At 34.8% G+C, this 19,590-nt stretch carries 23 protein-coding genes and 1 pseudogene; 9 read left to right on the top strand and 15 right to left on the bottom strand.

Features of this window, described 5'->3' with window-relative positions:
• On the bottom strand, window positions 1–261 hold a 261-nt coding region (locus AB6N09_RS02945; protein WP_411131495.1), incomplete at its 3' end, for an IS110 family transposase.
• Window positions 262–312: 51 nt separating this feature from the next.
• On the opposite strand from AB6N09_RS02945, the gene AB6N09_RS02950 reads away from it, so the two are divergent.
• Window positions 313–1,044, top strand: coding sequence for a hypothetical protein (locus tag AB6N09_RS02950; RefSeq protein WP_411131457.1), 732 nt, complete (start codon window positions 313–315; stop codon window positions 1,042–1,044).
• A gap of 413 nt (window positions 1,045–1,457) precedes the next feature.
• Here AB6N09_RS02950 and purF read toward each other — a convergent pair whose 3' ends face one another.
• Complete coding sequence (gene purF / locus AB6N09_RS02955) at window positions 1,458–2,846, bottom strand: amidophosphoribosyltransferase (RefSeq protein ID WP_411131458.1); 1,389 nt, start codon at window positions 2,844–2,846, stop codon at window positions 1,458–1,460.
• A 178-nt stretch (window positions 2,847–3,024) separates the two neighbouring features.
• Entirely contained in the window at window positions 3,025–3,711 is a 687-nt protein-coding gene (locus AB6N09_RS02960; RefSeq protein WP_411131460.1) for a TerC family protein, read from the bottom strand.
• A 218-nt stretch (window positions 3,712–3,929) separates the two neighbouring features.
• Here AB6N09_RS02960 and AB6N09_RS02965 point away from each other — a divergent pair, with 218 nt between their 5' ends.
• Together AB6N09_RS02965 and AB6N09_RS02970 are read left to right on the top strand one after the other, a co-directional pair.
• Window positions 3,930–4,061 (top strand): hypothetical protein, encoded by a 132-nt coding sequence (locus AB6N09_RS02965; RefSeq protein ID WP_411131461.1) that lies wholly within the window; start codon window positions 3,930–3,932, stop codon window positions 4,059–4,061.
• Window positions 4,062–4,116: 55 nt separating this feature from the next.
• Complete coding sequence (locus AB6N09_RS02970; protein WP_411131462.1) at window positions 4,117–4,641, top strand: Na+/H+ antiporter subunit E; 525 nt, start codon at window positions 4,117–4,119, stop codon at window positions 4,639–4,641.
• Here AB6N09_RS02970 and AB6N09_RS02975 read toward each other — a convergent pair.
• Window positions 4,634–5,050: a hypothetical protein gene (locus AB6N09_RS02975; RefSeq protein ID WP_411131463.1), complete on the bottom strand. Its 417-nt coding sequence runs from the start codon at window positions 5,048–5,050 to the stop codon at window positions 4,634–4,636. The two genes, AB6N09_RS02970 and AB6N09_RS02975, sit on opposite strands and share 8 nt — an antisense overlap.
• 276 nt (window positions 5,051–5,326) lie before the next feature.
• Between AB6N09_RS02975 and purN the strand changes: the two genes are divergently transcribed.
• Window positions 5,327–5,893: a phosphoribosylglycinamide formyltransferase gene (gene purN, locus AB6N09_RS02980; protein WP_411131464.1), complete on the top strand. Its 567-nt coding sequence runs from the start codon at window positions 5,327–5,329 to the stop codon at window positions 5,891–5,893.
• Here the strand turns inward: purN and AB6N09_RS02985 are convergent.
• The 6 genes from AB6N09_RS02985 to ribF form a co-directional block, all read right to left on the bottom strand.
• Window positions 5,890–6,081 carry a hypothetical protein gene (locus AB6N09_RS02985; protein ID WP_411131465.1) on the bottom strand — a complete coding sequence of 64 codons (192 nt, stop codon included), beginning with the start codon at window positions 6,079–6,081 and terminating at the stop codon, window positions 5,890–5,892. The two genes, purN and AB6N09_RS02985, sit on opposite strands and share 4 nt — an antisense overlap.
• The gene (locus tag AB6N09_RS02990) at window positions 6,082–6,318 is read right to left on the bottom strand and encodes a hypothetical protein (protein WP_411131466.1); all 237 of its coding nucleotides are present in this window, start codon (window positions 6,316–6,318) and stop codon (window positions 6,082–6,084) included.
• 517 nt (window positions 6,319–6,835) lie between these two features.
• The gene (locus AB6N09_RS02995; protein WP_411131467.1) at window positions 6,836–8,155 is read right to left on the bottom strand and encodes a M16 family metallopeptidase; all 1,320 of its coding nucleotides are present in this window, start codon (window positions 8,153–8,155) and stop codon (window positions 6,836–6,838) included.
• Window positions 8,142–9,419, bottom strand: coding sequence for a M16 family metallopeptidase (locus AB6N09_RS03000; protein WP_411131468.1), 1,278 nt, complete (start codon window positions 9,417–9,419; stop codon window positions 8,142–8,144). Before AB6N09_RS03000 ends, AB6N09_RS02995 begins: the two co-directional genes overlap by 14 nt.
• Before the next feature lie 94 nt (window positions 9,420–9,513).
• Complete coding sequence (gene lspA / locus AB6N09_RS03005; protein ID WP_411131469.1) at window positions 9,514–9,990, bottom strand: signal peptidase II; 477 nt, start codon at window positions 9,988–9,990, stop codon at window positions 9,514–9,516.
• A complete protein-coding gene (ribF, locus tag AB6N09_RS03010) occupies window positions 9,987–10,919 on the bottom strand; it encodes a riboflavin biosynthesis protein RibF (protein WP_411131470.1) in 933 nt (310 codons plus the stop codon). Before ribF ends, lspA begins: the two co-directional genes overlap by 4 nt.
• 93 nt (window positions 10,920–11,012) lie before the next feature.
• Between ribF and AB6N09_RS03015 the strand changes: the two genes are divergently transcribed.
• Both AB6N09_RS03015 and AB6N09_RS03020 read left to right on the top strand, forming a co-directional pair.
• Window positions 11,013–11,354, top strand: a complete 342-nt coding sequence (locus tag AB6N09_RS03015; protein ID WP_411131496.1) for a glutaredoxin — start codon at window positions 11,013–11,015, stop codon at window positions 11,352–11,354.
• A 117-nt stretch (window positions 11,355–11,471) separates the two neighbouring features.
• Window positions 11,472–12,344: a hypothetical protein gene (locus AB6N09_RS03020; RefSeq protein ID WP_411131471.1), complete on the top strand. Its 873-nt coding sequence runs from the start codon at window positions 11,472–11,474 to the stop codon at window positions 12,342–12,344.
• Window positions 12,345–12,390: 46 nt separating this feature from the next.
• On the opposite strand, the gene AB6N09_RS03025 is transcribed toward AB6N09_RS03020, so the two are convergent.
• Both AB6N09_RS03025 and AB6N09_RS03030 read right to left on the bottom strand, forming a co-directional pair.
• Window positions 12,391–12,900, bottom strand: coding sequence for a DNA-3-methyladenine glycosylase (locus AB6N09_RS03025; protein WP_411131497.1), 510 nt, complete (start codon window positions 12,898–12,900; stop codon window positions 12,391–12,393).
• 655 nt (window positions 12,901–13,555) lie between these two features.
• Window positions 13,556–13,873 (bottom strand): hypothetical protein, encoded by a 318-nt coding sequence (locus AB6N09_RS03030; protein ID WP_411131472.1) that lies wholly within the window; start codon window positions 13,871–13,873, stop codon window positions 13,556–13,558.
• Between the two features lie 327 nt (window positions 13,874–14,200).
• Here AB6N09_RS03030 and AB6N09_RS03035 point away from each other — a divergent pair, with 327 nt between their 5' ends.
• A complete protein-coding gene (locus AB6N09_RS03035; RefSeq protein ID WP_411131473.1) occupies window positions 14,201–14,809 on the top strand; it encodes a superoxide dismutase in 609 nt (202 codons plus the stop codon).
• Between the two features lies 1 nt (window position 14,810).
• Window positions 14,811–16,082, top strand: a complete 1,272-nt coding sequence (locus tag AB6N09_RS03040; RefSeq protein WP_411131474.1) for a M16 family metallopeptidase — start codon at window positions 14,811–14,813, stop codon at window positions 16,080–16,082.
• Between the two features lie 874 nt (window positions 16,083–16,956).
• On the opposite strand, the gene AB6N09_RS03045 is transcribed toward AB6N09_RS03040, so the two are convergent.
• Together AB6N09_RS03045 and AB6N09_RS03050 are read right to left on the bottom strand one after the other, a co-directional pair.
• Window positions 16,957–17,166 (bottom strand): hypothetical protein, encoded by a 210-nt coding sequence (locus AB6N09_RS03045; protein WP_411131475.1) that lies wholly within the window; start codon window positions 17,164–17,166, stop codon window positions 16,957–16,959.
• Between the two features lie 43 nt (window positions 17,167–17,209).
• Window positions 17,210–17,455 (bottom strand): phage major tail tube protein, encoded by a 246-nt coding sequence (locus AB6N09_RS03050; protein WP_411131498.1) that lies wholly within the window; start codon window positions 17,453–17,455, stop codon window positions 17,210–17,212.
• 59 nt (window positions 17,456–17,514) lie between these two features.
• Between AB6N09_RS03050 and gatA the strand changes: the two genes are divergently transcribed.
• Complete coding sequence (gatA, locus tag AB6N09_RS03055; RefSeq protein WP_411131477.1) at window positions 17,515–18,978, top strand: Asp-tRNA(Asn)/Glu-tRNA(Gln) amidotransferase subunit GatA; 1,464 nt, start codon at window positions 17,515–17,517, stop codon at window positions 18,976–18,978.
• On the opposite strand, the pseudogene AB6N09_RS03060 reads toward gatA, so the two are convergent.
• Window positions 18,900–19,503, bottom strand: a pseudogene (locus AB6N09_RS03060) (integrase core domain-containing protein); the annotation flags it as partial. The gene gatA and the pseudogene AB6N09_RS03060 overlap by 79 nt on opposite strands.
• Window positions 19,504–19,590 lie beyond the last annotated feature (87 nt).

Consider the following 19,590-nt stretch of genomic DNA (forward strand, 5'->3'; position numbering starts at 1 on the left):
GCTTTTTACTTTACGAGTATTAGCTCGATGCACGGCAATATTCTTGTCAATAAGAAAATGTGATAAACCAAGCTCATATTTCCCTGTATTTTCTAAAGTCACTAAAGAATTAGGTAGAATATCTGAAAACTCTTGAAACAATTGTTGCCAACCAGAAGCATTATTATCAAATGCGACAGCATTCTTCTGTCTGTGAATTGCAACGACATTTTTAAATTTTCCGATGTCAATGCCAATAAAATTTTGATAAGATGTAACAATAATAAACCTCGATAGTTTTGTTAATTTAAGATTGTAAACGGGTGCATATATATGTCCCAAACAACTATTCAAACGTATCGAGAAATAGGGCTAGTGTACCTTGATAAGAACGGTTGTAATACCAATTTTTTCTCGGTCGCACACGCCCATGATAACTCTATTCCTATAGTGAGTAGGGTTATCTTTCTCTCTTATCTCTTTTATATCACGTTTTTAACTTACAATTTTCTTAGTCAACGTCAGTATGAATTTGTTACAAAGCTAGAAGCTATCTTGGAAAACAATCAGCAGCTTTCTTTAGCGGCAGTTGTTAATTTTATGGTAAATACTGTAGATTTCTATATGAATCGTCATTTTTCAACATATGATGTAGTCGATCTTTTTATTAAAGTTGGTAAAGAACATTCACAATTTCCTGAAACTTACAATTCTTTTCATTATGAGACTTTTATAGTAATACTGAAACTTAATCCAGAAAGTTCTTTTAAGGAAATATGGGAACAGTTTGACAAAGTAGTAAGTTCTCATCCATCTTCTCCTAATTTAGGTGCTTTAAGAGAAGTGTGCTGGTTATGCGAAAATGAAAATGTAGAAGATATGGAGCTATTTGACATTAGTAATTTTAACTTAGATAAAGATAGTAGTGAAGCGTTAAAAGAACTGTTACAGTATTGTATCGACAAAAAGACCTCAGGAGGACTTGATCAAAGCGAAGCACATCAGTTTAACAGTAACTATGACTTTAATTTAGATAGCGGTCATAGTGATAGTATCTGGCATTAAAGCCATTCTGTAGTGTGATGGTGTGTGGAATGTTTTAGCAATATTTTCTTATTTTATTCTAGGTAAGTAGGCAGTATCTATTCAGGGGAGCGGTTTAAGAAACAATAGATAAGAGGCTGTGGAAAAAGGATTTAGCTCCTTTCGAGGAATGTGTTTCCTCGTTCCGATTGTGTAAAGCATGAGTTTTTGCGATAAACAACATAATGTCGTATCTGTCGTGTATACGTTCAGCCAATGACGTCAACTTAAGAGCCTACCTTAGCAACTTCTTTGTTGAAATAAAATAGAAACAAAAGTGCTGTTTATTGCAGCTTTTGGATAATTTAATGGTAAAAATTTTAGAGAGAAATTTTATACACAATCACTGACATTTTTCCTTAAGTTGACGCCATTGCCTGAACAGATACTTGGTATTAACATTTACCAATTGGATAATCACCAGTGAAACAAGCATCACAGTATTGCGGTGCTATGTTATTGCGTTTCTCTTTCTTAACAGCCTGATATAGCCCATCAATACTTAGGAAGGTCAAACTATTCACCCCTATACTTGGCTTTATTTCCTCTATAGATTGATTTGCAGCAATTAAATCTTTGCGCTCTGGTGTGTCAATTCCATAAAAGCAAGAGTACTTAATTGGTGGACTGGAAATTTTTAAGTGAATTTCTCTTACTCCTGCATCTTTTAACATAACTATTATGCTTCTGAGTGTACTGCCACGTACTATACTGTCATCTATTAAAACTATGTTTTTACCCTTTAGAATGTGCTTATTAGTGTTGAATTTTAACTTTATTCTGACTTTACGCACTTCAGCGGTTGGTTGTATAAAAGTTCTTCCTATATAATGATTACGAATTATTCCGAGCTCCATAGGTAACCCTGAATGTTTTGCATATCCAATGGCTGCAGGTATTCCAGAATCAGGTATTGGTACAATCATATCCACATTGTTTTTTGGTGGACTCTCCTCTGCGAGCGTTTTACCTATTTCTTTTCTCATATCGTATATAGACCTACCTTCCATTATGCTATCTGGTCTTGAGAAATATACGTATTCAAAAATACAAAAGCTCGACTTTTGCTGCGCAAAAGAAAATGCTGAAGTTAGGTGGCCATTACGATCAATAGTGACTAATTCTCCTGGTTCTATTTCTCTAATAAATTCTGCATTTACTATGTCAAAAGCACAAGTCTCAGATGCAAGCACGTAAGAGCCGTTTAACTTTCCTAAAACAAGGGGTCTGATTCCTGCTGGATCGCGCACTCCAATAACCCTCTCTTGGTTGATTGCAACAAAGGAATAAGCGCCTTGTATCTGCTTTAATGAACATATAAAACTCTCTAAAAAGTTATCTTTTGTATTAGTTTCTACCAAACGTACTACCACTTCTGTATCGATATCCGATTGAAAAACGCACCCATGTTTAATTAATTGCTCGCGTATTGGAGAAATATTAATTAAATTACCATTATGTGCTATAGCAAAATCTCCAAACTTGCTGCCTTTGCCAAGCATGGGCTGCGCTCCAACTTTACTGCCACTTGTTGAGTATCGAGCGTGGCCTATTGCATAATCTCCAGGCAAGGATTTCTTTATTGCATCTACGTGATCAAACACACTGCTCACTTGACCTTGAAAATGATAAGAGTTCAACTCACCGTTATAACTTGTCACTACACCAAAAGACTCCTGACCTCTATGCTGTAAAGCATGAAGACCTAGTATGGAGTTAAAAGCAGCGTTTTTATTGCAGCTTATACCAAATACTCCGCACTCTTCGTGCATTCCATCAAGCATAAAAACTATTTAGTAAAGTTTAATTGTACTTTAGCATAGACAAAGCACAAGCATTTTATTTACTAGATGTTAAGAAGGGCTATAAAACGCAAAAATTTCCTATACTTTCCTTCTCTTGTACAGTTCCAGGTATGATAAAGTATTAGAAATACCATCACATTCTGGGACTGTACAACTGCTACGTTTTCCTTATTTTGCTTATAGCTTCCACAAGCAATGCAAATATTAATGAAGAATATAAGTATTCTTTTGGTAATTCTATATGAAGTCCTTCAAGTATTAGATATGCACCAACAAATAAAATAAATAGAATGGCGATTGTTTTTAAGTTATGGCTAGACTTAATTAACTGAGCGGTATGACTTGATAAAAATATCATCGCTAGTATGGAAAATGTATATGCCATAGCAATTATTATCATGTTGTGAGTTAATGCTATAGCAGTCAATAAAGAATCGACCGAAAAAATTAAGTCTATTAATATAATTTGCAGTACAACTGAAAACAATTGCAATTTGATACCTATTTTTTTTTCGGTTTGCTTGTATAAAAAAATGTTATTCCATAGCTCCGTAGAGCTTTTAACAATGAGAAATAATCCTCCAGCTATCATAAGCAGATCCTTTACTGAGATGTCAAGTGATATAGCGTGAAATATAGGTTTTTGCATTGACAATATGTACGATGTAAAAAACAGTGTCACAAAACGCATCAGTAGCGCTAGTCCAAGACTTATAAGGCGTACCATTTCTTTCAGCGTGGTTGGTACCTTATCTATCGCTGGAGAAATAAAGATTAAATTGTCTACGTTAAGTATAGTTTCAAGTAGTGTAAGTATCAGTAAAGTCCACGCTTCAGCTAACATTTTTGTTCCCGTTCTAGCTTCTTTACTTTACAATAGATATGTAAAAATTAAGTGACTTCGCTTAGGCAGAGCGTAGCTTTTTATCAAGGTGAGGAATAATAGACTTTTTGAAGGGTGAAGAGAGTGCTACAGCAACGGAATGACGGAATTACACAGATATATCGCTAGGTACAACCTGCTTTACTCCCATTTCAGTTTTAGGCTTTGGCATAATGTATATGCCAGCACTAACAATAGTACTTGCTATAAGCGCAAATCCTGCAACTAGTCCAATCATTTTTGGTATAGGTAAAGTAGTAGCAAAAGAGTTTATCGAACATTTCCTCAGGGCAAAGGATATAAATTTATAGGGGTAGGACCATTATTATCTTTCCTTAAAAAATTACTTGAGTTATACTGCAGGTCATGAATCTTAGGCAAAAAATCAAATTTTTTTCTCTGTCTTTTATAATACTGTTTCTTCTATGGGCTGTATTGTCTGGTTATTTTGAACCGTTTTTTGTCTTTTGTGGGATATTTTCCTCTATATTCACGTTGTTTATCTTTAAACGATTGATAGATGCTGAAAGCGCCTTCAGTCAAATCCTAAATGGTACGAGTAGATTGTCATTTTATAAGTTGCTGGTAAATTATATACCGTGGTTGATATACCAAGTCATTCTATCGAGTATTTATGTAACAAAAAAAGTGCTACAGACCGAGCTTAAACTTGAACCAATCACCATCCTAAAGAAGTGTAAAGGGCATAACGACAAAAGCATCACATTGTTTGCAAATTCAGTTACGATCACTCCTGGCACTTTAACTATCAATGTTGTAAAAAAACGGCAAACTTACCTGTCTACAATATATTTGATAGATAAAAGTCTTGAAAGCGGCGTTTCTGAAATGGAGAATAGAGTCTTGGAAACGCTGCGTTCAATCAGGTAATTGTCTTAAATAAGTTAACAGCATCCTTATACTCTCTTACCAGGCTCTCAAGCATTTCTTTTGGAAGGCTATTGCCAACAACAGAGCATAAGTAATTGTACAAATCTTCTAACCTTGATATGTTGTTTTTTTTCTTGCTGTTAAATTTGTGTGGAAAAATATCTTCCATAATTTCAATAGCAGCCGCCTTATTTAAAAATACATTTTCACTTATCACACTTACTCTTGCCAGGATGGTGTTGATTTCAGGTTCATCACTCGCATAAAAATCTGACAGCCGAGCCATTTTAATGACATATAGATTTACTATTTTTGACAGGCAATTATCAGCATATTCACAATTTTTTATTACTTCCCACTGAGTAACCTGAGATTTACTTATTTTTGCGTTGTGTGGTAATTTGCTCATTAAATTTTCTCCGTTTAATCCAGTGAATAGATTATACTAATACTTTGTTAAATAAATAATAACGCGATTACAAAAATGTATGTTTATAGTAGTATACTTGCTCAGATGCTTCAACATCAGAGCTAATTTTAGCTGAATGCTGTCCAGCGAAACCTAAAATTAGAAGGTTCACTTATAACGGAAAAAGCTGTACGGCACCCTTTTCACTATAAAATAGGTTTTCCTTTTGAGCTATTTTGTTAATATTAAATTTCACACTAAACTAACTGTGCTACAATGAAAAAAATAAAGCTCGGAATACTCATTTCAGGCATGGGATCAAACATGCAGTCATTGATAAAAGCATGTCAAGATCGCAGTTTTCATGCAGAAGTTGTGTGCGTTATCACAGATAATGGTGAGGCTGCTGGCCTGAAAATAGCAAAGCAAGCAGGAATCTCAGCATTTGTTGTTGAAAGTAAACCACTTGATGCTAATAAAATTCACAAAATACTCGTTCAACATAAGGTTGATTTGGTTTGCCTTGCAGGATTTATGAGAATTCTAAAAGCTGACTTTCTGAGTAAATGGCACGACAAGGTTATAAATATTCACCCCTCTTTACTTCCATCTTTTAAGGGTCTCAATGCCCAAGAGCAAGCTCTGAAAGCAGGTGTAAAAATTACAGGTTGTACCGTACATTACGTCACTCCTGAGGTTGATGCTGGAGCCATAATCGCTCAAGCTACTGTGCAAGTGTTACCAAACGATAGCATTCAAAGCCTCTCAGAACGTATTCTAGCTGAGGAACACAAGTGCTACGTGGAAGCAGTGAGGTTAATAGCAGCTAAGATAGCAAACTAGAGAGACCGTGGAGTATTACTTCCTTTTTCTCTTTCTTCAATCACATTTTTACCTAAAGAAAGATGTGTGGGAACTTCAGGATTGGAGCTTTTTCGTTTAATGTATTCTTCTTTTCTCATTTTAGTAGTTTTGCTACTTTTACCAGCTATATCACTATCTGTTGATTTTCGATTGCATTCTTTCAGCATTTACTTTAAATGCTGAACTTCTTTCCGCCTTTCTTTATTCTCCGCATTAGCATGCAGTTTTGCTAATACTACCTTTTCAGGTAGAGTTTTTGCCATAATTTTATAAAGACGTGATGAGTTTATTTCTTTTTTCATCTCTGTGTACAGCTCTTTCTGTTCCTCTTTTGAAAATTGTGAAAGATGATTTTTAAAGTCTTTAACTTGACGGTAAACGGAGTTAGTTATGTTACCAACCATCACCACACAACCCAGTGTAACGAGAGGCGCAGTAGCAAAAAGAGCTACGGGATTGCTAAATAAAGCAATAGAAACTGCAGCTACTAGTTAAAAATAATATGTCACACAGAATGTTTAAACAGATGCCTTGAATTCTATGATTATCTTTTCTTTTTGCTTCTAATATCTTCTCGTAGTTAAACTTTTCATATAGGCTCTTTTTTCTAAAATAGTTAAAAAAAGAGTATAAACTTGACATCAGGGACGTTGAGCTAAAAAAACACCTGCGCCAATGTTACCGAGCATTATACCTACCATGCCTATTTATTGACTTGTGATATAGATCAACTTGACAGTCATCAACATACCCGTGTTGATAGCAGAAAATATTGTTATCAAAGGATTTAACAAAGTAATCGGAGTTCTTTTATTCCTTTTCGTAGTACCTTTCGTATTGTTTTTCACCTAAACGTTGAAATTAGCTACAAACTTAAAATTGTGAAGAAATATAATTAAAAATTTATTTATATTATAGCGATTATTTACTTTGAGCATTTCTGCCAACTTCAACAAAAAATAAATTTTCAGGATCTAGTAAGGAACTTGCCAATTTGTTTACTTCCTCTAATTTAACGTCATTAATGATATTCGCATAATCATTTATACGATTAACATCACGATCATTTATCTGCATGTCATCTAGCAGTATTGCTGTATTTGTATTATTGGATAGTAAAAAGGTAAGGTTATTTACTAAACTGGTTTTTGTATCCTTGAACAATTGCTCATCAATTCCTTCCTTTTTTACCCTACTCAAAGTATCTTTCACTGCTGATATAGCTTTGCTAGCAGTAGAGCTATCAGTACTCATAAGTCCAGCTATAGTACTTCCATGTTTTTTGGGAACAACACTTGCACTAATACCATAAGTAATACCCAGATTTTGTCTCAATTCTTTCATTAGTATTGAGTTTAGCCCCATACCGCCAAGCGCATTAATTAAGACACTAGCGTTATAATAATTGGGGTCTTCATATGCTATACCTTTTTGAGCAAAAAGTATCACACTCTGCGGTATATCCATAAAAATGTTCTTACTTTCTGCAGGACCAAAATCATTTTTTACAGGTATTTTTTTAACTTTTGATCTTTTTAATGGTAATTTAGATAAATATTTATCCAGTAGCGTACTAATTTCTTCTTTTGTTGCGCAACCAACAACACTGATAACCATGTTGTCTTTAGCAAAATTGCGTTTTATGTATGTTAAAACATCATCTCTAGTAATGCTCATTACAGTATCAAGAGTTCCATATCCAATTTTTGAGTAAGGATGTTTTTTAAACAACAACGTCTCCAGTTCTTTTCCAGCAACAAAATAAGGATTTTTTTCAAGATTATTAAAAGTAACTTTTGCTTTTTCGAAAACTCTATTCAATCCTTTAGAGTCAACTTTAGGACGCACTATAGCGTCGCTCAGTAGTGAAATTGCATCCTCTAGATTCTCAGATAAAGTATTTAATGAAATTCTAAATGCTTCTAAGTCGGCAATAAAATTTAAACTAATCCCTTTATCTTCAAGCTTTTTTGCAAAATCTTTGGCGTCATTTTTTCCTGCCCCTTCTTGAACTATAAGAGAAGTAAACCAAGTAAGCCACTGTTTTTCCGCGTTCTCATACGCGTAGCCTGCATCCTTGAGCGATATATTCAGTGAAACTTTTGGTAAATCACAGTTTTCAACAAACAAAAACTTAAATCCTTTACGGGTAGTAACCTCCTCTATATTTAGGTTACCACTTGCTTGTAAATTAAAGCCTAGACAGAAAAAAAGTATAAATACAAGTTTACTTATCTTCATTATTACCTCCTTTTGGTAGCAAGCGACCGACTAATTTGTTAGTAAAAAAGATGGTGCGAATTTTGTTGTTTACATTCTCTAAATTAACATCATTGATTTTACTATATGAAATATCTATCTCATCAAGTGGCATACCAAGTGCTAGGCGTGGTATATAAAACATTGCTATACTAGTTAAGTCAGATAACTTATCAAACTGTGCTGCTTTGTATTTAGACTTTGCACTTTGCAACTCCTCATTCGTTATTCCTTCAAAGATAAAGTTATTAATAGCATTATCTAGCTCTCTTTCAATAACGTTCAACTTCATTCCGCTTTTTGGAGTTACTTCAATATCAATGTAGCTATCACTAAAGGCTAAACTGTTATAATAAGCAGACACTGATACTGCCACACCTTTATCTAAAACCAAATCTTTATATAGTTTACTAGATTTGCCACTTCCTAACACTTCAACTGCTAAATTAACAGCAGAGGTCTCATCCATGCTTTTGAATAAAGGAACACGATAACGAAAATACAAAATTGGTTCTTTTACTTCAGTGCTTTCTAAAGTTACCGATAGATCTGCATTATGTGCTGGATCCTGATTTGGGTAATGCCTAATTGTAGGCTTAGCTTTAATTTCCCCATATTTTTCTCCTGCTAGTTCCACTACTTCATCGAACTCCACATCACCAACAATCAGCAGTATTGAATTGCCTGGATGATAATAGTTGTCATGAAATCTTGTTATATTATCCTGACTGTAAGTTTTAATATCACTTTCCCAACCAATAACAGACCTACCATAGCCATTACGGTAAAATGCACTATTCATTTCTTCCCATAATAAATTGTTAGGATTATTATCAAACCTCATCTTCCTTTCCTCTAGCACGATGTTTTTTTCTCTATCTATTTTATCTTGAGTAACGTTAAAATTGCCCATTCTATCGGCCTCAATTTCCATTGCTAGTTGTAAGTCCTCCTTGAGGACTAATTCGTAGTAACAGGTATATTCTCTAGTGGTAAATGCGTTAAATTGCGCCCCAATGCTACTCATAGTGGATTCTATGTCTTTAAATTTTCCTGTAGTTTCAAACATTAAGTGTTCAAAGTAGTGAGCCAATCCTGCTTTGCCGATTGGATCATCCATTCCCCCAACTTTATATATTACTGCATGAAAAACAGCTGGTATTCGGTGATTAGGTACAACATAGACATCTAGCCCATTACTGAGTTTAGTGTGCCTTATACTGTGTTCTATATTTGCAGCTTTCATAGAGATTGGATGAGTGCAAAACAATAAAGGTAATATAAAAAGGCTAAGAATTTTGTAACGCGTTGTTCTAACCTATGAATTCAAAACAACAATTTTATTCCTCATTTTGTTTAGAAATGAATCTATCATATATGTACCACTTATACAGCAATACAAACATCCCACAAGCTATATATATATCTGCTAGATTGAAAGCTGGCCAGTACCAACTGCCAATATGAAAATATATGAAATCATACACAGCTCCCCAGTAGATCCTGTCAACTACATTACCGATTGCCCCACCAATCATCAGAGAAAAACCAAAACAAGTTAATTTATCGCTAGATTTGTATATCAAGTATGCGAGTATGCTAATTATTAGTGTTGAAAATGTTGAAAAAAAGAGATTGCTATATGGTAAAGTGCTAAACATTCCAAAACTAATCCCCGAATTCCATACTTCAACTAGCTTTATAAAGCTAGCAACTTCGATTGACTCTCCTTCATCAATTAATGAGTTTATGTACAATTTGCTCATCTGATCAGTTAATATCATAACTAATATAACAATTAAGCATAGTTTTTTCATAAATTTGTCCTCAACTGATAAGCTTCAAGTATATCATAATTTATCTGTTTTGTTAATTCGTCAACACTATGGAATCTTTTTTCCGACCTTATAAATTTTAAAAGTTGTATATTAACCTTATAATCGTACACATCTTTATTAAAATCGAATATATGCATTTCTACTATGGGCTTTTTCAAATCCTTAAACGTAGGTCTCATACCAATGTTGACTACTCCGTATAGCCAATTTGAATTATTGTCAGAAAATGCTGCCTTAGCGTAATATGTACCAAACTTGGGTTTTATCATGCAGTCTCCTATCGGAATGTTTATAGTTGGAAATCCTATTTCTCTACCTCTATATGCACCTTTTGTTACAATACCAGAGACTTGATAAGGTCTGCCGAGCAATTTGTTAGCAATCCCTGTTTCGCCCTTCTGTAAATACTCTCTTATTGAAGAAGAAGAACAAACTTTTCCATCAATTATCAATGGTTCTAATTCAGTTAAAGAATATCCATACGTTTCAGAATGTTCCCTTAGGGTCGATGTATTACCCAGTCGTTTGTGACCAAAAGTGCAACTTTCTCCAATGACTATGTGTTTAGCGCTATATCTACCTATCAAGGTCTTACTAATGAAGTCATTGCAGCTGATTTGAGAAAAGCCTTCATTGAAATTGATAATATATAAGTAATCTATGCCATAGCTGCTAATCAGTTCCTTTTTTCGTTCTTGATTTATCAATCTAAAGTTGTTTCTGCCAAATAAGATTGTTGATGGATGGGGCTCAAAAGTTAAAATTGCAGAGGGTAATCTCCTTTCTTGTGCTACTTTCTTTATAGTAGAAATTGCAAGTTCATGCCCTAAATGAACGCCATCGAAGTTTCCGAAAGTTAATACTACGTTATTCTCTACCCACTGCTCGTAATCATAAATAATTTTCATACAATTTGATATCTTTACATGTTTCTTATATAATAACCATATTTTACTAAGCTACGGAGATAAATTGTAAAAAATACTAAAGGAAAAGTTGTAATATACGTAAAGCAATACTGTCCATTCTGTAAGAGAGCAAAGGAGTTGCTGGATAAAAAAGGTGTGGAATATGAAGAAATCGATGTGCTTAAAAGTCCGGATTTGTTTAATGACATAAAGTCAAAATATAACGTTAGAACAGTTCCGCAAATTTTTATTACTGATGAAAATGGCAATTATATACATCATATTGCTGGATGTGACAAATTGATGGACCTTGAAAGAGAAGGGAAGTTAGATGATATATTAAATAGCAATTATGATAAAGCTGATGTAACAACTTACCCAAGCAGCAATGATGAATATGAAGAATGTGTAGTATCATATGATGATTTTATGTGATTTTCATTACTTTTACTTTCATGTGATGCACGAATGAAGAAGCTAGTATGCTCATTTTAAACAAATTTTAATGGATTAAAAATACAATTCATTTAGTTAGTTTTTTAGTGAGCAAAAATGACACAAAATATTTCAATTGTTAGCAAGAACTTAATTAGTATCGAACTAATCGACAAACAAGATTTAGAAAATTTCATCAAAATTTTTACAGTACTTGATAAGCACATAGCAGCAAAAACACTTTTTACAGAGGAGGTGAGAATAGAGTATAAACAACATGACGGCATAGAGGTTGTTAATTTACTGAAGAGTTCAGGCTTTACATATCATGATGTTGAAAATGTATTACATCACTTAAGTAAACATGGGATGAAGGTGCCAAGCAACGTTATAGCTCACACTCTCTTTTCTGCGTGCAATAATGCACTTGAATCTAAGGATATAGCGTTTTCCCTTTTTGAGGGCTCTCCACAGTATAACATTAGGGTGAATAAGAACATCTTCATAATAACTCCTATGAGTGAAAAGGATTTGGAGCTAAGTTCTCAAAATAGCAGAATGTTCATAGAGTTGCTAAAGAGCGAGAAAAGCATTTATAATTGCATAGTAAAAGAAAATACTATTAATGTTGTAGTACATTCTGAGATGCATCAGGCTATAAATTCGGTTATAAAATCACTGATAAAATCTAGCCTTTTAGCACAAGAGGAAGAAGCAAAACTTAAAGAGAAATTGAAACAACTTGCTTTTAAGGATCAAGCTTTTGTTGAGTACTCCAGCATCAAAACCATTAACAGATATCCACACAATCATCCTTTGAGAAAGTATGAAAACATTACTAATGGTATAGAAAATATTCTATGTGATTTTATAGCAAATGAGAACAGTGAGTTTGCTATAGAGCAACTAAATAGGCTTAACTCGAAAGTTTCTCCAGATACTCCAAAAATCATTACTAAGACTATAGATAAACTTGTTAAGTTCCACTAAAGTATTTTGCATGTTATTCCCGTGCGCACGGGAATAACATGCAAAGTTAGAAAACCTTGAATCGCCAAAATTTCTCTTTACCTTTACTAATTCCGATTCTGGGGGTACAGATATAATCTGGTTTGAGGTGAGATTCGTAAACACAAAATTCGTGGCTTATAGTGAGGTCTTGTTTGTTGTGTTCTTTGGTAATATTCAACCTTTTGCACAGTATTCCTGGTCCACCTAGATTTGCTTCAAGCGGTTCAGTGAGCTTCAATCCCCTTATTAATACTGCTGCTGGGAACACTTCTGCTTCTGTTACGATGTTTAAACAGTAATACATTCCATATATAAAGTATATGTATGAAAACCCCGGCATACCAAACATTACCGAGGTTCGACCAGTATAGCCTCGTGCTGCATGACAAGCCGGGTCATCCATTCCTATATAGGCTTCAACTTCAGTTATTATTCCACTAAAGTTGGAAAATTTGAGGACTTTTCCCAATAACTCTCCAGCTACAACCAAAGTCGGCCGCTCGTAGAAATTTCTTGGTAGTATTGTGTTGTTCATCATAGAAGTATAAGCTACTTACATTTGCAAGCAACTTATACTGATCCACTACACAGAAAGCTGGTAGACAACAGTAGAAAAAGCTATCCAATAGAAACGAAAAAACTACTTGACAACCTTCGCCGTTACTCATTCAATGAGAATGAAGCTATTATTTATCTTCAATCTGTGCAGATTAAATGAGAAAAAACTTAGTATATTTGGCGTCTCATGTTTAATTTTTTGCACTGTGTGTACTGCATGTCTTTTAAAACTTCTGGTTTTTCACCTATACAAGCTGAAACGCGCTTATAAGTCGTTTAAAACATCAAAAAACGCCAATGTTATAAGATAGATAGTGAATAACTAGCTACTCGGGTTTTTTTTGCCTTTTTTTCTTGTTTGGTAAACTTCTTAAATATTTATTACTAAAGTAATATCCAGGGTCCCAGTATCAAGTACTGGGATGACAGGAGGAGGGGCGCCGAAATGACGCTCCACCGAAATGCCCATGGCTAAATATCAAAGCTATTGGCATTTATAGTGCAGATTAGTTACCTGCTGCAGTCATTTCTTTATTATGATCAACAGCTCCTTCTGGCGTCTTCGTCTCACTAAACTTACTTGACACTTTATCAACAGTCCAAGTTAGTGGTGTAACAATCAGCGCTGCAGTTCAAATGACAGATGAAATAACGTAAGACAAGACCGAACTTATGAATTTAGCACATGTTTCACCATGTTGTTCTGCTTTGTTCTGAAAATTATTGGCATACCATACAAGAGATTCTGGACCATTTGTCCCTCTTAGATATGAAAATAATTTGTGTGGCAAGTATGCAAGATATGCAACCCCTTTATACAGCGCAAGTAATGAGTTTGCAAAGATATAAGAAAATGCATTGTGTGTTCTACCCTTAATTGTTTCCTTTCTGCTTCCCAAGGTTGTTGAAGCATCAGCATCTTTATTCACTCCTACAAGCATATCCTTCACTGGTCCCACAACATTATCGATTTAGTGGACGGATTTATAGAAACAGTTTTGTGGAACTTGACTGTCGTCACCTTGTTTTACAGTAGGAACAGTCCCGAATTGAGCATATTGATTGAAATTCTTACGTGAACTCTTAAAGTTCTCAGATAGATTTAACATATTAGCCTCCTAAAAAACTATAATAAAAAAATGTAATACATTACTATACTATTATAACTTATTTTAGAATAATTGCAATAGTTGCGTTAATATTTTAACCAAATTATATGTTGCACAAAGGCACGTATTGCTCTAACATCGCAGTAGGTTAGAAATGAAGAGGTTTTTATGAGTTTTACTTTACCTGGATTACCATATGATAAAACAGCTTTAGAGCCTTATATATCTGCAAGGACTTTGGATTTTCATTATGATAAGCATCATAGGGGGTATTTAAATAAACTCAATGAGCTGGTTCAAAATACTGATTATCAACAGGCAAAAATTGAAGAATTAATAACGAAAGTTCATAGCAATAGCGACAAAGTCCCTATATTTAACAACGCAGCGCAAGTTTGGAACCACACTTTTTACTGGAATTCAATGAAAAAAAATGGTGGTGGTAAGACTCAGAATGATAGTCTTCTGGCAAAAAAAATTCAAGATGATATCGGTGGCTTTGATAAATTTTATGAAGGATTTTCAAGTCACGGAGTAGGCCATTTTGGCAGCGGATGGGTATGGTTAGTGCTTGAAAAAGGAAAACTCAAAATTACCAAGACTTCGAATGCAGATTTGCCATTAATTTACGGTCAAGTGCCACTACTTACTATGGATGTGTGGGAGCATGCATATTATCTGGATTGTCAAAATCGTAGAATTGACTATATAAAAGTTTTCCTTGATCATTTGATTAATTGGGATTTTGCAGAAGAGAATTTGAGAAAGAACACATAAGATGAATGTACCGAAGGTAACAAAATTAGATAATGGCCTGCGCATAATAACCGAGCAGGTGCGTGATGTTGACTCTGTAGCTTTAAGTATACGAGTTGGTGTTGGCAGTAGAGTTGAAAGTGCAAATGAAAATGGAATATCCCACTTTTTAGAGCATATGGCTTTTAAGGGAACAAAAACAAGAACTGCATTTGAAATTGCAAAAGCTTTCGACGACATAGGTGGAGTATTCAACGCTAGCACCGGTAGAGAAAGCACCAGTTACTACGCGAAAGTCCTCAAAAAAGACATAAAAACTGGCATTGATATATTAATAGATATATTGATGAATTCGACATTTCCAGAAGATGAATTAGAGCGCGAAAAGGGTGTTGTAACACAGGAGATTTTTCAAACTAACGATTCGCCGAGCGACATCATTTTCGATAAATATTTTGAAGCAGCTTATAAAGATCAACCATTTGGTAGGTCGATTTTAGGCACACAAGATACTGTAAAATCATTTACTCGAGAAGATTTAAATAGCTATATAAATGAGCATTACTTTGGCGAGAATACGATGTTTTCTGTTGCAGGGAACGTTGAGCATGAAGAAGTTGTTCAGTTAACCAAAAATTTTCTCTCAAAGATTCATGCAAAAGAGCTGGAGAAAAAGCAAAATGCGAACTACACTGGTGGTGAGTACTTGGAGCATCGTAAATTAGACCAGGTACACTTGCTAATTGGTTTACCTAGTGTTTCTCGCCATGACGATAGATATCACACATTTCGGGTACTTGATTCTATATTGGGAGGCGGGATGTCATCACGCCTGTTTCAGGAAGTAAGGGAAAGGCAGGGGCTGGTTTACTCTGTCTATTCATTTAATTCTAGCTACACCGATACAGGAATACTCTCCATTTTTGCTGGCACAGATAGTAACAACTTAGATAAGCTTTTAAAATCCATAACAAAGGAGTTGAAGAAGTTGTCTGCGGGTGATCTGAAGGAAGAAGAGGTAAATAGGGTAAAAGAGCGAATAAAGTCACAAATTTTAATGTCACGTGAAAGCGTCAGTTCCCGTGCTGAAGCATTGGGGCACTACTATGGCAACTATGATAGGTATATCAGTAAAAATGAATTGATAGAAAAAACTAGTGCAGTTACCACTGCTGGTGTAAAAGAAGCAGCAGAGGAGCTGTTATCTCAGCATGAAAAAACCACTTTAGCTGCAATTGGAGAAATAAAGTCGTTGCTAAGCTACGATAAAGTGGTTTCTATGCTTAGAGCTTAAAGCAATGGGCTTCTCGCATAGTAAACCAGTTTTTGGTATGTCGTGAAACGAAAAAACTATTTAATAATTTCTCTCCAGCACCCTTATATAGCAGAGTATTTCTGACTCAAAACTTGTTTTTGATCTGCAGGCTCAATGACAAAATTCAGTAAAAAACTCAAGGTATTTTTTGGCGGATTGTATCAAATTATAGCAGCTGCATGTCTTTTACATTTTTTCTACATTCAACCAAATCGCGCTTGAACTAAGCGTCAGTAAATTATTATAGCACCAATTTAAAGAGTCAAAACTTGCCACTCGGGGTTTCTTTGCCTTTTTTCCATTTAGTAAATTTCTTAAATATTTATTGCTAAAGTAGTATTCTAGGTCCAAGTATCAAGTACTGGGATGACAAAAAGATGGCACCTGAATGACAAGAAAAGGGGCTACTTAGATGACAGGAAAAGGGCTACTTGGATGATACCGTCCTTTTTCCTGGGTTCCAGTGGGCTTTGTTGCATCGCTATCTATGATGGATTAAAGATAAAAAAGGTACAGAATATCAGCAGCTTATTATTCTAGCATTTACAGTAAGGACGGTCAGTGAGTACCTAAATTTGAGTAAAAAAAATTTTACTACCATTCACTAACCTAGCTAAAATTCAAGAATTTCAATGCTTTAGCTATTTTAAATAGAATTAAATTTATTAATACAATTACTATTCCTAGATTTGATCAGATTGATTGCAAAAAACAAGATTTTCAATAAGTTGCTTATATAGTTAGCCTTCTATAGGCAGCGATGCAGCAAAGCCGCTGGGTTTACTTTATCTTTGCTGGAAGTGCTGGAATGTCTTTTTTAATAATAGATTCTGAATATTCTATACTATATGGCCTAGTCCCAGAAAGCATCTTGATGTCTAACCCTCTTTTCTTTATACTGTTCGTCAGCAGTTTTAGATAATTCTATATCTTCAATTTCCTCTTCCATTAACTCAGTCAATAGCTTTAAAACAGATTTGTTTTGAGACTGGGCTACACTAGTAAGCAAACTATTCAACTGATCTTCAGGATTTACATAAGCTTTAGAATCCATATCAATCATATACTATAACTCATTATATTTTAACATTTTTATGTAAACTATATCAAGCCCCTAAAACTGTTTGTAATAATGCCATCTGGTCAATTCCGTTAATCTTGCGAATCATATTATCAGCATCGATCTCTATTAGTTCATTTCCATCTATAGTAAATTTATAATAATGAGCATCAACTACACGCTTAAGCGTTGCCTTTTCAGCTGGTTTCCAATCACCAAAATCAAGCTCTTTAAACGCTAACTGTTCAACCTGCTGATAATAAGAATTGGTATTATACTGCCATAAATGTATAGATCTTTTGCCTTATCGTTGTTATAATTAATACCTTGCTAAAAATTGAATATTAATAAATGAATGAATTAAGAAAGCTAAGTATTACAGAGATGCACGATGGACTTAAACGGAAAGATTTTTCTGCTGTTGAGCTCGTAGAGGCGCATATCAACGCAGTTGAAAGTGAGAAATTAAATGCATTTGTGACGAAAACTCCAGAAATAGCAATAGAGGCCGCTAAAGCCGCAGATGAGCATTTTTCAAAACAAAAGAGTGATATACCGCTCATGGGTATACCAGTTGGTGTTAAAGATTTATTCTGCACAAAGGGAGTAAAAACAACAGCATGCTCAAAAATGCTAGAAAACTTCGTTCCGACTTACGAATCCACAGTATCTGACTTGCTTTTAAAAAGCGGAGCGGTCATGCTCGGCAAGCTTAACATGGATGAATTTGCCATGGGCTCTGCAAACACAAATAGCTATTTCGGTCCTGTTGAAAATGTGTGGGTTAGAAAAAGTGATGGGGAAAAAGTTGTACCTGGTGGGTCATCTGGTGGATCCGCAGCATCGGTTGCTGGATTTTTATGCGCTGGAGCGCTCGGAAGTGACACCGGTGGATCTGTGCGACAGCCAGCAGCTTACTGTGGAGTAGTTGGAGCAAAGCCAACTTATGGAAGATGTTCGCGTTTTGGTATGATCGCATTTGCAAGTTCCCTGGACCAGGCGGGGGTTATTACTCGTTCCGTTTCTGACTCAGCATTAATGCTGGAAACGATTTGTGGTTATGATAGCAAAGATTCAACATCGAGTAAAAGGCCAGTGCCTAAATTTTCTAATTTTATAAACGGTGATATCAAGGGTAAGCGCATTGGTATACCAAAAGAATATAGAATGGATGGAATTTCAGAAGAAATCGTCCATCATTGGGAAAAAGTTTCTTCCGATTTAAAGGAAAACGGTGCTGAAGTGGTTCATATTACCTTGCCACACACTAAATATGCAATACCAGTCTATTATTTAATTTGTTCTGCTGAAGTTTCATCTAATCTTGCTCGTTATGATGGTGTGCGTTATGGATTCAGAGCTGATGCTGATACCCTCGAAGAAATGTATTCACTAACAAGAGCAGAAGGTTTTGGAAAAGAGGTAAAAAGAAGAATCTTAATTGGTGCTTACGCACTTTCTTCAGGTCACTACAATGAATATTACGAAAAAGCACAATGTATTATAGCATTAATCAGAAATGATTTTATAAAAGCATTTGAAAAAATAGATTACATACTTGTTCCATCTGCTCCAACGGAAGCTTTTGGCTTGAATGAAAAGCCAGATCCGCTAATTATGTGTATCAATGACGTCTTCACCGTACCAGCAAGTTTAGCTGGACTACCTGCTATTTCTGTTCCTGTTGGACTTTCCAATGAAGGTTTACCACTTGCTTTACAAGTAATTGGAAACTATTACGATGAAGCTGGAATATTGAATGTAGCAAATGTGATAGAGCAAAACTGTGGCAGAGTGTATGGTCCCATGGTGTGATGGTATGGATTTAGTATAAATAATTCAGGAGATTTTGTCCACTGAGAACATATAAATTCAAAAGGAGTAAGACCATTAAGAGTTTTGAGTCTCTTTGCGTAATTGTAAGCCATGACAAAATCATAAAGATGCTTTGTGAGTTGCTGATGTGGTCCGTAGTAGTATTTTTTAACAGTAGCATTTTTTAAAGTTTTGTTTATACGTTCAACTTGCCCATTTGTCTAAGGATGGCTGATTTTTGTTAGACGATGTTCAATATTATGTTCTTCACAAACTCTATCAAATATGTGCTGGAAAGCGTATTTATGGCGCTTCTGGTTGGTAAATTGTATACCGTTGTCTGTCTAAAACAGTGTGGATTTTATACGGTAGAATTTTAATCAAATTACGTAAAAACTCAGCAGCTATTAATGATAGAAGTGTATGCTTCCGAAATTTGACGATTATTTCTTCTTCTAAAGTTAGAACAGTTGATCTCGGATGTTTTGGACCCATTTCAACGTCTTTAGTGATGGTATTTTTTTTCTTACATTTTATCATACCATCACACCCTGGGACTGTACACCAGGCATAATAAACGTTAACATTAATAAATAATACTAAACATAATAA

This window comes from Wolbachia endosymbiont of Tettigetta isshikii (assembly GCF_041154185.1).
GTDB lineage: Bacteria > Pseudomonadota > Alphaproteobacteria > Rickettsiales > Anaplasmataceae > Wolbachia.

What these genes read in the sequence shown, in the direction of transcription:
- lspA (WP_411131469.1), bottom strand. Translation starts at nt 9,990, where the DNA reads ATGAAAAAACTATGCTTAATTGTTATATTAGTTATGATATTAACTGAT.
- AB6N09_RS03025 (WP_411131497.1), bottom strand. Translation starts at nt 12,900, where the DNA reads ATGAACAACACAATACTACCAAGAAATTTCTACGAGCGGCCGACTTTG.
- AB6N09_RS02960 (WP_411131460.1), bottom strand. Translation starts at nt 3,711, where the DNA reads ATGTTAGCTGAAGCGTGGACTTTACTGATACTTACACTACTTGAAACT.
- AB6N09_RS02970 (WP_411131462.1), top strand. Translation starts at nt 4,117, where the DNA reads ATGAATCTTAGGCAAAAAATCAAATTTTTTTCTCTGTCTTTTATAATA.
- AB6N09_RS02985 (WP_411131465.1), bottom strand. Translation starts at nt 6,081, where the DNA reads ATGCTGAAAGAATGCAATCGAAAATCAACAGATAGTGATATAGCTGGT.
- AB6N09_RS02975 (WP_411131463.1), bottom strand. Translation starts at nt 5,050, where the DNA reads ATGAGCAAATTACCACACAACGCAAAAATAAGTAAATCTCAGGTTACT.
- AB6N09_RS03040 (WP_411131474.1), top strand. Translation starts at nt 14,811, where the DNA reads ATGAATGTACCGAAGGTAACAAAATTAGATAATGGCCTGCGCATAATA.
- AB6N09_RS02995 (WP_411131467.1), bottom strand. Translation starts at nt 8,155, where the DNA reads ATGAAGATAAGTAAACTTGTATTTATACTTTTTTTCTGTCTAGGCTTT.
- AB6N09_RS03035 (WP_411131473.1), top strand. Translation starts at nt 14,201, where the DNA reads ATGAGTTTTACTTTACCTGGATTACCATATGATAAAACAGCTTTAGAG.
- purN (WP_411131464.1), top strand. Translation starts at nt 5,327, where the DNA reads ATGAAAAAAATAAAGCTCGGAATACTCATTTCAGGCATGGGATCAAAC.
- AB6N09_RS02950 (WP_411131457.1), top strand. Translation starts at nt 313, where the DNA reads ATGTCCCAAACAACTATTCAAACGTATCGAGAAATAGGGCTAGTGTAC.
- AB6N09_RS03000 (WP_411131468.1), bottom strand. Translation starts at nt 9,419, where the DNA reads ATGAAAGCTGCAAATATAGAACACAGTATAAGGCACACTAAACTCAGT.
- ribF (WP_411131470.1), bottom strand. Translation starts at nt 10,919, where the DNA reads ATGAAAATTATTTATGATTACGAGCAGTGGGTAGAGAATAACGTAGTA.
- AB6N09_RS02990 (WP_411131466.1), bottom strand. Translation starts at nt 6,318, where the DNA reads ATGGTTGGTAACATAACTAACTCCGTTTACCGTCAAGTTAAAGACTTT.
- AB6N09_RS03045 (WP_411131475.1), bottom strand. Translation starts at nt 17,166, where the DNA reads ATGATTGATATGGATTCTAAAGCTTATGTAAATCCTGAAGATCAGTTG.
- purF (WP_411131458.1), bottom strand. Translation starts at nt 2,846, where the DNA reads ATGCTTGATGGAATGCACGAAGAGTGCGGAGTATTTGGTATAAGCTGC.
- gatA (WP_411131477.1), top strand. Translation starts at nt 17,515, where the DNA reads ATGAATGAATTAAGAAAGCTAAGTATTACAGAGATGCACGATGGACTT.
- AB6N09_RS03020 (WP_411131471.1), top strand. Translation starts at nt 11,472, where the DNA reads ATGACACAAAATATTTCAATTGTTAGCAAGAACTTAATTAGTATCGAA.
- AB6N09_RS02965 (WP_411131461.1), top strand. Translation starts at nt 3,930, where the DNA reads ATGCCAGCACTAACAATAGTACTTGCTATAAGCGCAAATCCTGCAACT.